Here is a 13,783-nt window from a genome sequence, read left to right as displayed (position 1 = left end):
GGGGAGAGAGGAGCGAGTATTGAGCGTGAATCTGGCAAGCGCGATTCCTTCGGCACGATTCAGTGCACTGCTGGTGGAGGGCGACAAGGGGGTGGGTCTCGAGAGCACGCTGCGTGAGCAAGGTTGCTCCGTTCGTCGCGCGACTTCGCGCGCAGCGGCTCAAGAGGCGCTGGACACCGCCGATGTAGTCGTGATCTCTGCAGCCAGCTTCGGCGATGAGGACGTGACCGATCTCGCAGGGCGTGCCGCGCCCAACGCGGTCGTTCTCGTCGTCACCGACAACATGGACCTGGCGGTCAAAGTCGCGAAACTGGGGGCGAGCACCGTCACCAGTGGCGCGGTAGAATTGGCCGCGGCCCAGATCAGCCAGCTTCTGGCGATGGTCGAATTGAAGCGCAAGGTTGCTCGCTCGAGCAGCGCGGTCTCTGTGACGGCGCCCTCCAGCGGCGTCGTGCAGCGCCGTTCGACGCCGCTTCCCAAGGAGGCGACGCCGGATGCGATGGAGGCTCTCATCGAGGCGGCCGAAGGGCTCGTTCCGATGCACCGCTTCCAGCGCGTGTACGTCGACTACGCGCTCCGTCGTTTTGGCGGCAACAAGGTGCACACGGCGGCTGCGCTCGGCATCGACCGCCGTACGATTCAGCGCTGGGCTCGCGCCCGCGCGGAGCAGCAGCAGCAGCAGCAGGCGCCCAACGGGCAAGCGAACCCGTCCTGACGGCTCACTCTCTCAAAACCTGAATACACGAGCGTCGCGCCTGGGACCGCCACCCAGGCGCGCGTGTATTTTGTGGGGCTGATGTCGCGCGCCCGACCGCCTGGAAAGGCGAGGGCGCGTCCACTCAGAATGCGCTGCGCGCCGGCACCTTCGGGCGTGCACCTGCGGCGGCGCCGGCGGGAACGAAGCGCTGCGGAATCGCGCGATAGCGCTTCATGGCAAGGCGTTCGGCGTCGGTGAGCGGGCGGGGAGCACGTACGGCCTTCACGTCGAGCGAGCGCGTTGCGACGCCCGCTGCGAGCGACTGCGGGACGATCTCCGGTCGGGCGACGAGGAATTGGCCTCCGCCCGTTCCGGTGTTGACGAGGAAGTACCCGCCGTACGGCAACGGATCCGTGACCTTCGTGCGCAGCAGAACCCACGTTTTGCCGCCTGCAACGTGACGCTCGTCGTCGACCGGCGTGAGGTCGTAGGCCTGGCCGTCGAGCGTTCCGTTCGTGATGCTCGCGGTGATGCCTTTGGCGTCGATCGTCACGTCGGCGGGGTTGCCGGCAAGGTCGGTCTTCGAGACCCAGACCTGGGCATCGAACGGACCCTCGCCACCCTGGAAGCTCGCGAGCAGGAGGACGCCCGTCGAACGCTTGTCGGTCGCGTTCGGGGCCTTCACGATCGCCACGTTGCCCGCGAAGCCCGCGGGCGAACGGCTATCGGCCGTGGTGTCGAGCGTGATCAGGCCGCCGGATTCGCTCACCGCCAAGAACGCGCCATACGACGGGCTTCCCGTTGCGAGCGCGAAGTTGGGATCGATGATCAGGTTCACGGGCGACGTGGGGCCCGCGCTGTCGATCAACTGACGGCCGGTGGGCGTGGTGGGCGTTGGGGCCGGCTGCTCGACGACGGGCGCGGTCGGCGCTGGCGCGGGGCCCGAATCACTGCTGTTGCTGCAAGCGGCGCCGAAGCAGCCGAGGGCGAGGGTCGCGAAGACGTTGAGAAGGCGGGGGCGCATCATGATTCGTTCCTTCACTGGGGCGCGAGCCACGCCGTGGCGGTCTGGACGATGGTGTCGACGCCCGAGATGGCGTCGGAGAGCTTCTGCGCGACGACGACGTCCGGCTCGACGCCGTGACCACTCTCCCAACGGGCGGCCTCGGCGCCCTCGAGATCGCCGGCGAAGCGCGAGTCTTGGACCTGCAAGCTGCCCCCGGCCCAGCCCGTCCAGAGCGACGGAAGCGACGTGATGGCTCCGAACGCGCCGCTCGTCGGATGCGGACCGAAGATCTGCACCCTCGAGCGGCCCTTGAGGAGTCTCGGCATGAAATCGTTGGCCGACACGTCGGACGTGTTCAGCCACGCGATGCGCGTCTTCTCGCCCGGCGGAGCGGCGACCGTCGAGAAGAAGCCGACGCCGTTGCCCTGGTAGCACTCCCACTGGTTGCTGGCCGTCTGCTCCGTGCAGCCGCCGAGTCTCGTGAAGAGCCACGTCGGGTCGGTCATGTCGAACGTCCCGCGGCCGAGCGACATGACGCCTGCCGGCTCGCTGGTCCCGCGGAGCAAGTTGTAGAGGTGCTCGAGCGCGTCGTAGTAGCCGCCGTGACCCGAGCGGGCGTCCATCATCACGGCCGTCGGAGAGGCCGAGAAGATGGTGGTGAAGGACGTCTTCCACTTGTTCTGGCCAACGAAGCCGTCGAACTGGATGCGCGTCTCACCGACCGTGCCGGGGCCGGTGCAGATGGGATCTTCGCCGGAGCCGTCCGGACCGCAGCCGTTGGCCACGGTCTCGCTGAAGCGAGGCGTGCAGTAGAGCGACTGGCTGATTCCGTCGGGCACGCCCTCGACGACGCCCTTGTAGAGAACGCTGGCGAGGTCGATGGTCATCGTCTCGCGCTCGCCGTCGGCGCAGCTCTTCGACGATGCGCAGCGGGCGATCGTGACGTTGCTGGCGCGCATGGCCATGAGCCGCGACAAGCTGTTGGCGACCGGGCCCCAATCGGAGCGTGGATCGTTCGGGAAGGCCGTGGCGTTGTACGGCCAGACGTCGTCGATCCAGGCCTTCGGGTCGCGTCCGTCGATGGCGATGATCACGTCGCCGCGCTTGAGCGGCGTTCCGGTGAGCGGATTTTCGACCGAGTCGAACACCGCGAAGCCGAGGCCCCCGCCGAGCAGGTCCTTTTCGACGACACCGAAGCAAGCGCCGAGTGTGCTCGACGTCTCGTAGGTGACCTGCGGGGAGAAGTTGGTGAAGTAGCTCGCCGGGAAGCCGAACGACGTGTGGTTGTCGCGCAGCAGGTTGACGAGGCGGTTCATGCCGCCAAAGAACTGACGCGACGACGCGGCCGACTCCGCCAGCGCACGCGCGCCAGGCGTGAAGATCTCGACGCCGTTTCGCATCGCGTTGCGGTCGCCGATGATGCGGGTCGCGAACGTGATCCAGCGCTCGGCGATGTCACGGCGTTGCTTGAGGGAGGGGAGGACGCCCCACGTGACGCTCGAGGGCACGCAGTGGCCGAAGAAGCACTCGCCCTCCGCACCGCAGACCGCGTCCACGTTCTGCTGCGTGCAGGCCATCTTCGCCGTCGGCGAGCCGTCGACCTTGCGCACCTCGAACGCGTCGACCAGGAAGCTGTCGGTCGCGGACGCGGAGAAGGAAGGGGCCACCGTGATGGCGACGACCGGAATGGTCCAGACCGAGCCATCGACGGGCCCCGTCGTATACTCGGCCCAACCGTCGCTGGTTTCGCGACCCGTACGAATACCACGCACCGACGCGAACTGCTGGTAGCCGGCGAGCGCGGTCGCCGGATCCTTCCCGTAGACGACCTGGAACTGCGGAAGCGTTCCGTCACTTCGTACCCAGACGGTCACCTCGAAGCGGCCGTCTTTGAGGCGCGCCAGGAGGTTCGGATCGGTCAGCGCGAAGCCTTGGCCGTTGGTGAGGCGAATCGCATGAGCGCCCTCGACGGCGTCGTCGCCACCCGCCGTGAGCAGGTCGGCAACGTCCGCGCCGGACGTGATCACCTTCGTTTTCATCGCGCGCGGCCCGCCGCCCGACTTGTCCCACGCGACGAGCGATGCGCCGACGAGGCCGTCACCGGTCTCGAAGTCGTACGTCATGAGGGCGTCGGCGTCGCGGGCCAGACGCAGGCCGGAGACCGAAGGATCGAAGGTGGCTGCCGCGTCGGCAACGCCGGGTCGAGCGAGGACAGCGAACAGCACGAGGAAGCCGGAGGCAACGCCAAGTCGCTTCATGTGACGCGCCCGCACAGCAAGAGTCATGCACGCGCTAACTCACCGCGAAATGCGCGGGATCGTGGGGCTTTGCGCCCTCACCGTGCGTAGACCGACGCGACTCGTTACGGAATTGGCGGCGGAGACGGACTTGCGACGGCGACGGGGTGCACGTCGCCCTCGCGCCAGCAGTCACGCACGGGCGTCGTGCAGAGGTAGACCGCCGTCCGCCCGCATCCGACGACGCGCCATCGTCCGTTGCCGAGCTTGTGCACGGCGGTTTCGTCGGCCGTGCATCCGAGATCGGAGGCGACGCGAGCACGTGGCGTCGAGGACGCGCCGCACGCGACGGACGCGAGGGCGAGGACGGTGCAGGCGCACAACCTCTTCCACCGAAGGGCGTTCGAGAGAAGCTTCATCGGCGTCGCTCCGAGCAAGGTGCGTGCTCGTTCGGATGATGCGCGTTCGCCCTGCTTTCCAGGTCGAACGTGAATCGTGGGCGGCCAGGTGAAGCCGTTCGTTCACGCGCGCGAAGCCGTCAGCAGGAACACGCCGACACGCGCTGCTCGCTCGTCGTGAGCGTCCGCGTCGCGTCTTTGCAGCGCGCATCGTCGGCGCCCGTCATCCGACAGAGCGCGGTCACGGCGCGTCGCATCGAGGCGAGCGCCCGACATTGACTCGCACACGCCGACTCGCTCTTTGCCTCGGCGCGTGGCGCGGCGCTTGGCTCGCGGATGGCCGAATCGCTCGACACCCCCGTGTGGTCCGCGGGAGGCGCGGAGGGCTGCGCGGCCCCTGGTGCCCGGAGCTCTTCCGCGGCGTGGGCGATCTGGTCCTGCGCCTCCGCGATCGTGGCCGGCTCGGTGGTCTCGGGCCGACCATAAGAGGAAGGCGCGGTCGCTTCGGGAGCTCCGCCGCAAGCAACGACGACGGCACCCACCAACACCGTGGCGAGGCCGAGTCGCGGCGCGGGAGAAACGGGGGAAACGATCGAGAGGAATGGCTGTCGCGAGCTCATGCGTGTGACCGGTCGAACGTACCTCACTCCGCGGAGCGCGTGGCCACGATCCTTCTTACGCGCTGGTCGCGAGAGTCGCGAGAAACGCCCCTAGGAGGCGGAGGCCCTCCGGCGTACCGATCGATTCAGGATGGAACTGCACCCCGAAGACCGGATGCGAGCGGTGCTGGACCGCCATCACCGTGCCGTCGTCGCACGAAGCCGTGACCTCGAGGCACTGCGGAATCGACACCGGCTCGGCGACCAGCGAGTGGTAGCGCATCGCTTCGAACGTGGGGGAGAGCGACGCAAAGAGCCCTTTGCCGTTGTGCCGGATGGTGCTCGTTTTTCCGTGCATCACTCTCGCGGCGCGAACGACGCGACCGCCGAAAGCGTGCACGACGAGCTGATGACCGAGGCAGACGCCGAGAATCGGCACCGTGGGGCCGAGCTCGTGCACGACTGCTCCGCAGACTCCCGTGCGCGCAGGATCCTCGGGGTGCCCAGGCCCGGGCGAGAGGATGATCTGGCGCGGCGCGAGCTGCCGGATCTCCGCGAGCGTCACTGCATCGTTGCGCACGACGACCGGCCGTTCGCCGAGCGAACCTACGAGCTGGACGAGGTTCCAGGTGAAGGAGTCGTAGTTGTCGATGACGAGCGTCGTCACGCGTGCACCTCGGCGGCGGGTACCAGCGCAGAGGTCTCGAGCCGTTCGAGCTCGCGGAACGCGGAGGCGAGCGCCCGCACCTTCTGCAGCGTTTCCTCGTATTCGGCGTTCGGCTCCGAATCGTCGACGATGGCGCCGCCGACGTGGACTTGCGCACGGCCTTCGCGGAACACCGCGGTGCGGATGACGACACTGAGGTCCAACGTGCCGGAGAAGTCGAAAAAGCCGAGGCCACCGGAGTAGACGCCGCGCTCGGCGATCTCGAGGCGCTCGAGGATGCTCATGGCCTCGATCTTCGGCGCGCCCGTCATCGACCCGGGCGGGAAGCATGCGCGGAGTACGTCGACGGCGTCACGTCGTGCGTCGAGCTCGCCACGGATGGTCGAGACCATCTGGTGGACGGTCGCATAGCTCTCCACGGCGTACAGCTCGGGCACCGTGACCGATCCGTACCGGCAGATCTTGCCGAGATCGTTGCGGACGAGATCGACGATCATCGCATTCTCGGCGCGGTCCTTCGTGGAGGAGGCCAACTCTGCGATGAGTCGGGCGTCGTCGGCCGGAGAGCTCCCGCGCGGGCGCGTGCCTTTGATCGGACGGCTCTCCGCCACGCGGCCGGCGTCGAGACGCACGAAGCGTTCGGGCGACGACGAGACGACCGCGCCTTCGGGGAAGTCGAGGAACGCCGCGAACGGTGCTGGATTCTTCTCGCGGAGAATGCGCCAGACACGGGGAGCGTCGCGTTCTCGATCGGCCGTCGCTTCGAACGGCTGCGTGAGACAGATCTCGAAGGTGTCGCCGGCTGCGATGTGCTCCTTCGCCTCGTGGATTCTCGCGAGATACGCGTCGCGCGAGAGGAGCGGCCTCAGCTGGGAGGGGGCGACGCTGCCTTTGGCTTCGCTCGCCTGGGGGCGTGCGAGGCCGCGCGCTTCGAAATTCGCGATGCTCGCGAGCACGTCGTCCCGTCGTCGTTCGGCATTCTGGCGCGCTTCGCTCGACGAAGCGCCGCGCCCGACGACCGACAGCCATGTCCTCCCGGTGCGATGGCAAAGGCCGAGGATCCAGTCGTGGAAGCCGAAGGCGATGTCGGGCATTCCCAGTGACGGTCGAGCGAGGCAAGGCAGGCGCTCGATCATCTGTCCGACTTCGTAGCTGACGTAGCCGACGGCGCCGGCGAGCAGCGGAAGCGGCCTCGCGACGTACTCGGAGGGGTCGATGGCGTGCTTGGCGAGCGCCATGCGGAGCGCTTCGAGCGCATCGTCGACGGCGAGCGTGAAGCTGCGTCCGCCCTCGGCGAGCGTGACGCGCGCTTTGAGGCCTCCGTCGCGTCGTCGATCGGTCGTGCGCGAGGCGCGGAACGACGCGATGGGATCGCTGCCGAGCAGTGCGAAGCCCGCGAGGTGTTCTCCGGCACCTGCGCCGTCGAGCAGAAACGTGCCCCGGCCGGCGGGAAACGCATCGCGATACGCGTCGAAGCGGTGCGCGAGCTCGATCTCTTCGAGCAGGTGAATCGTCGTGCTCATGGGGATGCCCTCCGCGAGGAGGTCTCGCGCAAGGCGAGCTCGCGAAGTGCCTTTCTCAGGGCCCGGGTAGAACGTGCATTCGCCAGGTTGCCGATCGGTCGGCCGTCGACGCTCGCGATGCCGAGACATTCGACGCGCGTGCTGGTGAAGAAGGCTTCGTCCGCTTCGAAGAGATCGTTCGGTTCGAGGCGGCCCTCGCGCGCGACGAGGCCGGCCTGTTCTGCCAGCTCGAGCACCGCGCCCCGGGTGATGCCTTCTCGACACCCCGTGGCGAGAGGCGGCGTGACGAGCTCGCGGCCGCGGACGACGAAGAGGTTCGACATCGTCCCGCACGCGAGCGCTCCGTCGATCGCGAGCTGGATGCCTTCGCTCGCGCCTCGCGCGTTCGCTTCCCGACGGGCCACGAGCTGAGCCGCGTAGCTCGTGCTCTTGAAGCCTGGCGCGAAACACTCGGGGGGGATGCGGCGCGGCCCCACGACTGTCGTCGGGATCCCGCGTTCGTACTGATCGTCGGTGGGAACGTCGTAGGCGCGTGCCAGGAGGGAGAGAACCGAAGGTCGGTCCTGGCTGCCTCGAGCGAGGGTGACGCGGACGTAGGCGATCGCTTCACCGGTCCGGCGCGCGGCTTCGTCGGCAATTTCGGCCATCACGGCAGCGGGCATGGGGAGGGGAAGACCGAGGGCCTCCGCGCCCCGCACGAGGGCCGCAAGGTGCCTCTCCGGCCGGAAGCACGCGCCGTCGTAACCGCGGAGGGTGGCGAAAACGCCGTCGCCAAGCAGATAGCCCGGATCCGTGACCGGAACCTGGGCGAGCTCGGCCGGCAGAAAACGATCTCCCAGGTAGACGACGGCCACGGCGCGCGGAGGTATGGCAAGGCCGGCGGGCGCGCGCAAGCCTGGTGTCGGAAGACGGGCGCGACTAGCATGCGGGCCGTGCGGATCGCGGTTCTCATGCCCGCGTACAACGAGGAGCAGCGGCTCGTGCGGACGCTCGCCGAGCTCGCCGAGCACCTGCGCGCGGAGGTCGGCGTGACCGTGTGCGTGTTCCTCGTCGACGACGGCAGCGTCCCGCCCATCTCGGACGACGTGGTCCCGGCCTCGCACGCGCTTCGCGTGGTTCTTGCGCGGCACGAGGTCAACCTCGGGCAGGGGGCCGCCATCGAAACGGCCCGTCGTCTCGCGCTCGACCCTCGGTTCGCCTCCGAAGAGGGCGCGTTCGACGCCTACGTGACGATGGACTCCGACGGTCAGCATCGTCCACAAGACGTGCAAGCGCTCGCCCTTGCCGTCACGCGTGGCGTCGACGTCGCGCTCGGGAACCGATTTGCAGGAGGTTCCGACGTCCCTTCTTCGCGTCGCGTCCTCCTCACGCTCGCGCGCCTCTTCGAGCGACTGACGACGGGGCTCACGCTGTCCGACGCGCACAACGGCCTGCGCGCGTTCAGCCCGCGAGCCATCGGTCGCATGCAGCTTCGTCAGAATCGAATGGCGCACGCGACGGAAATCACGCGCAGGATTTCTCTTGCGAGCTCCGCGGGGCGTGAAGCCGAGCGGCTTCGCCTCGTCGAGGTACCGGTGGCCGTCCGCTACACCGACGAATCGCTCGCGAAAGGCCAGAAGGCCTCGGGCGCCGTCGCGATCGTCGTCGATCTCTTCCAGGGCTTTCTCTTCGGGAAGGGCTCTTGACCCTCGAGATTACCCCCGCCGCCGTTGCGCTCGTCGGTCTGCTGGCGGCGCTTCTGCTCCACGATTTCACGACGCTCAAGAACCGCCGTCTGCTCGTTCTCCAGGCGCTGGCGTTCGCGGTGGGCGGTGCGTTGATCGTGTGCCCCGAGATCGCGCGACGTTTGGCGCGCGCGGTCGGCATCGGTCGCGGCGTCGACTTCGTGCTCTATCCGCTCGTTATCTGGCTCGTTCGTGAGTCGCTGCTCTCCCGCCGGCGTCGTCACGAAGACGAGCAGCGGATGACCGAGCTCGTGCGGGCCGTTTCGCTGATGAACGCACGCGAAGTCGGCAAACGCCCCACGCTATAGAGCGCTCTAGCGCGAATCGTCGAGGGAGCGGACGCCGCGGCAGTCCGAGGGGTCTTCGGCTTCCTGCACCACGTAGGAGGGCCGCGCGTGGAATTGCGGAGACCACAGGAAGGTCCAGGGCTGTCGATCGATGCATACGCGTTCGCCCGGCGCGATGGCGTCGAGACGCGCGCGATCGACGTGCGTGGAGAGCACCGTGGCGAACGAATCCCCCGAAGGAACGAGGTACGTTCCGCCCGTCGAGTAGGCGACCACCGCCAGCGCCGCGGCGCAGGCGGTGCCCACGGCCAGCGGCCGCTCGCGCGACCATACGACGAGGTTCAGCGACACGAGGGTGAGCATCCACACGAGGTAGTAACGAAGCTCGTGGGATTGAGGGAGCATGCTCACGAGCGCGGTGAGCCCGGCGAAGAACGCCGCGGCCACGACGTTCTCGCGTGAACGTCGGCGAGCGACGGCGACGGCGAGCGCTACGAGATTCACGAGCACGAACGCTCCGAAAAAGCCGCCCATGCGATAACCGGGCTCGTCCGGCGGAGTCCACTGGTCGATGGACCACCGATGGCCTTCGGTGATCGGACGCGCGCCAACTTCGAGCACCGAGCATGCGAAGCGCACCGGCCGCGGGACGTGCTCGAGCCATCGCGGGCTCGACGCGTAGGCCGTCTCGGCGAACGGCACGTGGAAGCCTGGAATGTGGATTTCGACGGGCCAGACCGGGTTGCCGTGGACGATCACGTTCTTGATCGGCGTGGCGAACACGAAGGGCAGCGCGAGCGCAATCACGCCGAGGCGCGCGAGCCGGCGGTCTTCCGAGCGAAGCGATCGAACGAGCTGCACGACCGCGCAGCCGAGGACCACGGGCACGAGCTGGAACTTCATGTTGGCCGTCGCCGTGGCAAGAACGGCGGCAAGGGCGAGCTGGCGCGGAGAAGGCGGCGCCGTCGAAACGAGCGCTTGGTACGTGACGAGCGCGAGGAGCGTCGCGCAGGCATTGGCCGGCAGGTCCACGTACGCCGCGGTGACGTGGATCTGGACCAGCGGAATGGCCAGGAAGGCGAGCAGCGAAAGCGATGCCGGGACTGCGAAGCGTCGCTTCAAGAAGAGGACGAGAAGCCCGAGGCCGGCGACCGAGACCAGGTTCGCGCATTCCGGCCGGCCGGTGAGCCGCCAGGCGAGACCCTGCAGGGCCTCGGCCAGAAGAGGAAAGCCCTCGAATCGCTGTCGGTTGGCGACGCTGAAGACGTAGACCTCGGGATCGACGAGACCGGCGATTCGGCCGGCGAAAGGCAGGTGGTACATCCACACGTCCCACGCCTTGGAGACGTCGTGGCAGGCGGCGACGACGATGGCGATCGCCAGGCCAATCGCCACCATCCGGAAGACCATGCGGGCCGCCCACCGCATTCGGGACGTGGTGCTACCCGGGTGGGGCGTGGAGCCGGCGTCGAGCTCGACCTTGATAAGCATTGGAGATTTTTCTGTTTGGCCGGGTCGGAAACAGCGGTCCTTCCCCCCTAGGGGGATGTGCCCCCGCGCGAATCGTGTAGAGCCTTCGACCGATATGGGAGAAGAAAAATTCGTCGAGTGGCGCGGACGCGAGGGGGGGAAGCCGAAAATCCCGCGCGTGACGAGCTCCTCGCCGTCATCGCGCATGAGCTCCGGTCACCGGTGAGCTCCATTGTGATGTCGATCGAATCGCTTCGAGGAGTCCACGTCGAGGGTGGCATTCGCGAAGCCTTCGACGTCATTCGGCGCTGCGCCGACCGGATTCTCCGCCTCACCGAGGACCTCGCCGAGATGGCCGACCTCCAGAACGGTCGCTTCATCTTGCGCCTCGAGACCGAGGACTTCGCCGAGATCGTCGCGCAGTCCGCCGCGGCCGCGTCGGTGCTGGCCCGTGAGCGCAACATCGACGTTCGCGTCGCCATCGACGACATGCCGCCGGTGGCGTGCGATCGTGACCGCATCTCGCAGGTGCTCGCGAATCTGCTCGTCAACGCGTTCAACGTCACGGAGAAGGGCGGCACCATTACGGTGCACGCGGCTGTCGGCAAGGGGGAAGTCGTCGTCGAGATCATCGACAACGGTCCCGGCATCGCCGACGCCGACCTTCCGTACGTCTTCGACCGCTACTGGCGTGCGAAAGACGTGGCCTACAAGGGCGCGGGCCTCGGCCTTGCCATTGCCAAGGCGATCATCGACGCGCATCACGGGCGGATCTGGGCGGAATCCATGCCGGGTGCAGGCAGCCGCTTCATGGTCGCGCTCCCGCTCTAGGACTAGAACCGAACGCCGGCGCCTCCATACACGCCGAACTCGCTGCGTGAGGCGCTGGCCGGTCCAACCCGTCCCGAACGGGCATTGTACTCGGTCGAGATGCCCAGTCGAACGTGACGGATCGGGGTGACGCCGAGCCACGCGCATGTCGTCAGTCGAACGTCGCTGGCGGGCGTGTCCTCCGCCGTGACGGGCGCCTCGCGGTCGGCGCCGGTAATTCCTTCGAACCAGTCGGCGCGCACGTCGCCTCCCGCGTCGATCGGGCCGGCTTCGACTTCGACCACCGGACGCAAGGTGACGCCGAGCGCGTGGTAGTAGCCCTCGCGCGCCAGGACCGACGTGAGCCCGGTGGTGCCGTAAGCACGCTCGTATGGAGTCAGCGCGTAGGCATGGACACCGCCGAACGTCGCGAGGCTGTCGGCTCGCACGCGTAGCGTCACGCCATGTCCGTAGAGGGAATGCTCGAAGGTCGGCCCCGCGGAGACGAGCGCGATGTGGTCGGCCGGCAGACGCCGATCGCGATCGTAGTCGTGGTAGCCATACTCGAAGCCGAAGTGCAGCCCGGCGACGGTGCCGCTTCCGCGCAGGCGCCCGCGCCCGTCGAGACCGACGTTCTGCGCGTAGTGGCCCGCGGCAATGAAACTCGTGGCCAGGTTGAAGTCGACGAGCTCACCGCCGCCCGTCGCGGCGCGGATGGCCATCGCGGACATCTCGCCCGAATGGAACCAGAGTGAAGCGGCTCCCTCGGCCCCGTAGTGCGGAAGCGTCGAGAGTCGCGTGTAGCCGAGCACGCGACCATCGGTTTGGAGAAGGCCCTGGGCCTGCTTCGTCACGCCGGCGTCGGCGCCGAGGTAGAAGCGGTGCCACACGTCGTTCGGGAAGCCGAGGTCGTCGTAGCCTTCAGGAGGTTCGGGCGTCAGGCCGTCGAGGGTGTCGTGCAGGGCCTTGAACGGACCGAACAGCCAGCCGAAGACGAACGTCGCCGGTGTCTTGCGGCTCCGCTGGAGAAACGCGCCGAGCTGCGTCGTGCTCTCGCCGATGGCCATGCCGGACATGGGCGTCACGACGAGATCGTTGATGGCGGCCTGCTCGCGGAACTCGCCGATGAATTCCCAGAAGGCCGAGGAGACGAAGGCGAAGGCGAACGACGGCAGGATGCCGAGACGGTTTCCGCGCGCCGCGGAGTAGTAGGCCCAGCCTGCGAACGGGTGAAGGACCCAGTTCGTGTCGAAGCGGTTGTCGTCGAACGAGACGTCCTTGAACAGGAACTTGTCGCGGAGGGTCGACCAGCTCACGCCGAGATCGAAGTCCCCCGAGTTCGAGTTCTTGTCGAGCACGTATTGGAGGTAGCCGACGCCGAGGATGATGCCTTGCTCGATCGCAGTGCGCAGAACGTTCGCGGGGGGCGTTCCGCCGACGTAGCGAAACGCCGGATCACGCGTGTCGTCGGTGGGCGCGGGCGCTTTCGATGGCTCGGGCTCGGCGCGTGCCGGGCCTTCCGCGAGGGCGACGAGGGCCAGCGCGGTGCCAGCGAGGCCGGCCCGGACGAGACGTAAGAGCTTCATCCACGTGGTGGCGCGCCCACGTGGAGCACGTTGCAGACGGTGCGCCACCGGACTGCGATCGCGCCGGCGGAGAGGCGTGCGGACGCGGCGTGATCAGCGGACGTGAGCGCGCGTGTGCACCATCGGGACGAAGCGCACGGCGCCGAGGTCTTCGCGAACGAGCTCCCCGCGCAACTTGCGATGTCGTTCGAGACGTTGATCGCGCGTCTGCGGGCCGACCGGAACGACGAGCAAACCGCCTTCGGCGAGCTCGTCGACGAGCTCCTCGGGCAGATGGTCAGGGGCGGCGGTCACGACGATTCGATCGAACGGAGCGCGCTCCGGAAGGCCCTTCCACCCGTCGCCGACGTGCACGTGCACGTTCCGGCAATGGATGTCGGAGAGGATCTTCCGTGCGCGACCGGCGAGCTCCGGGATGACCTCGATCGTGTCGACCTCGGCCGCGAGCAGCGAGAGGACCGCCGTCTGATAGCCCGAGCCCGTTCCGATCTCGAGAATGCGCTCGGTGCCATCCAGCTCGAGCGCTTCGCTCATCATGCCCACGACCGTCGGCTGCGAAATGGTGGCGCCGAAGCCGATCGGTAGCGGACGATCTGTGTAGGCTGCATCGAACGTGTGCTCGGGCACGAAACGATGTCGCGGGACCGCACGGAGCGCGGCGAGCACACGGCCGTCCTCGACCTCACGGGCGACCTCACGCACGAGGTGCTCGCGCAGCTCCATGGTCTGCATGAAGTCGTCCGAGTCGGTCATGTCCAGGTTGCCTCGCAAGTCGCGCG

14 protein-coding genes are annotated in these 13,783 nt (G+C 67.9%); 4 read left to right on the top strand and 10 right to left on the bottom strand.

Annotated features, from left to right (window positions below):
* Positions 1–25: 25 nt before the first annotated feature.
* Complete coding sequence (locus AKJ09_RS45960; protein ID WP_169928444.1) at positions 26–715, top strand: helix-turn-helix domain-containing protein; 690 nt, start codon at positions 26–28, stop codon at positions 713–715.
* 124 nt (positions 716–839) lie between these two features.
* Here the strand turns inward: AKJ09_RS45960 and AKJ09_RS45955 are convergent, their stop codons facing one another.
* The 7 genes from AKJ09_RS45955 to AKJ09_RS45925 form a co-directional block, all read right to left on the bottom strand.
* On the bottom strand, positions 840–1,724 hold the full coding sequence (locus AKJ09_RS45955) for a hypothetical protein (RefSeq protein ID WP_146654198.1): 885 nt from the start codon (positions 1,722–1,724) through the stop codon (positions 840–842).
* Between the two features lie 11 nt (positions 1,725–1,735).
* Entirely contained in the window at positions 1,736–3,961 is a 2,226-nt protein-coding gene (locus tag AKJ09_RS45950; protein ID WP_146654197.1) for a S41 family peptidase, read from the bottom strand.
* A 104-nt stretch (positions 3,962–4,065) separates the two neighbouring features.
* Positions 4,066–4,359, bottom strand: coding sequence for a hypothetical protein (locus AKJ09_RS45945; RefSeq protein ID WP_146654196.1), 294 nt, complete (start codon positions 4,357–4,359; stop codon positions 4,066–4,068).
* A gap of 119 nt (positions 4,360–4,478) precedes the next feature.
* A complete protein-coding gene (locus AKJ09_RS45940) occupies positions 4,479–4,958 on the bottom strand; it encodes a dihydrolipoyllysine-residue succinyltransferase component of 2-oxoglutarate dehydrogenase complex (protein WP_146654195.1) in 480 nt (159 codons plus the stop codon).
* A 55-nt stretch (positions 4,959–5,013) separates the two neighbouring features.
* On the bottom strand, positions 5,014–5,604 hold the full coding sequence (locus AKJ09_RS45935) for an anthranilate synthase component II (protein WP_146654194.1): 591 nt from the start codon (positions 5,602–5,604) through the stop codon (positions 5,014–5,016).
* Positions 5,601–7,127 (bottom strand): aminodeoxychorismate synthase component I, encoded by a 1,527-nt coding sequence (pabB, locus tag AKJ09_RS45930; RefSeq protein ID WP_169928443.1) that lies wholly within the window; start codon positions 7,125–7,127, stop codon positions 5,601–5,603. The genes AKJ09_RS45935 and pabB overlap by 4 nt, the downstream gene beginning before the upstream one ends.
* The gene (locus AKJ09_RS45925) at positions 7,124–7,981 is read right to left on the bottom strand and encodes an aminotransferase class IV (protein WP_169928442.1); all 858 of its coding nucleotides are present in this window, start codon (positions 7,979–7,981) and stop codon (positions 7,124–7,126) included. Before AKJ09_RS45925 ends, pabB begins: the two co-directional genes overlap by 4 nt.
* Before the next feature lie 78 nt (positions 7,982–8,059).
* On the opposite strand from AKJ09_RS45925, the gene AKJ09_RS45920 reads away from it, so the two are divergent.
* Together AKJ09_RS45920 and AKJ09_RS45915 are read left to right on the top strand one after the other, a co-directional pair.
* The gene (locus tag AKJ09_RS45920; RefSeq protein WP_169928441.1) at positions 8,060–8,812 is read left to right on the top strand and encodes a glycosyltransferase family 2 protein; all 753 of its coding nucleotides are present in this window, start codon (positions 8,060–8,062) and stop codon (positions 8,810–8,812) included.
* A complete protein-coding gene (locus AKJ09_RS45915) occupies positions 8,809–9,159 on the top strand; it encodes a DUF2304 domain-containing protein (RefSeq protein WP_169928440.1) in 351 nt (116 codons plus the stop codon). Before AKJ09_RS45920 ends, AKJ09_RS45915 begins: the two co-directional genes overlap by 4 nt.
* 6 nt (positions 9,160–9,165) lie before the next feature.
* On the opposite strand, the gene AKJ09_RS45910 is transcribed toward AKJ09_RS45915, so the two are convergent.
* Positions 9,166–10,629, bottom strand: coding sequence for a hypothetical protein (locus AKJ09_RS45910; RefSeq protein WP_146654189.1), 1,464 nt, complete (start codon positions 10,627–10,629; stop codon positions 9,166–9,168).
* Positions 10,630–10,686: 57 nt separating this feature from the next.
* Between AKJ09_RS45910 and AKJ09_RS45905 the strand changes: the two genes are divergently transcribed.
* Positions 10,687–11,439, top strand: a complete 753-nt coding sequence (locus AKJ09_RS45905; RefSeq protein WP_146654188.1) for an ATP-binding protein — start codon at positions 10,687–10,689, stop codon at positions 11,437–11,439.
* Positions 11,440–11,441: 2 nt separating this feature from the next.
* On the opposite strand, the gene AKJ09_RS45900 is transcribed toward AKJ09_RS45905, so the two are convergent.
* On the bottom strand, positions 11,442–13,004 hold the full coding sequence (locus AKJ09_RS45900; RefSeq protein ID WP_146654187.1) for a DUF3943 domain-containing protein: 1,563 nt from the start codon (positions 13,002–13,004) through the stop codon (positions 11,442–11,444).
* Positions 13,005–13,097: 93 nt separating this feature from the next.
* Complete coding sequence (locus AKJ09_RS45895) at positions 13,098–13,757, bottom strand: protein-L-isoaspartate(D-aspartate) O-methyltransferase (RefSeq protein ID WP_146654186.1); 660 nt, start codon at positions 13,755–13,757, stop codon at positions 13,098–13,100.
* Positions 13,758–13,783 lie beyond the last annotated feature (26 nt).

Origin of the sequence: Labilithrix luteola, from assembly GCF_001263205.1 — a bacterium.
GTDB lineage: Bacteria > Myxococcota_A > Polyangia > Polyangiales > Polyangiaceae > Labilithrix > Labilithrix luteola.
This window is presented reverse-complemented; position numbering and strand designations above follow the sequence as displayed.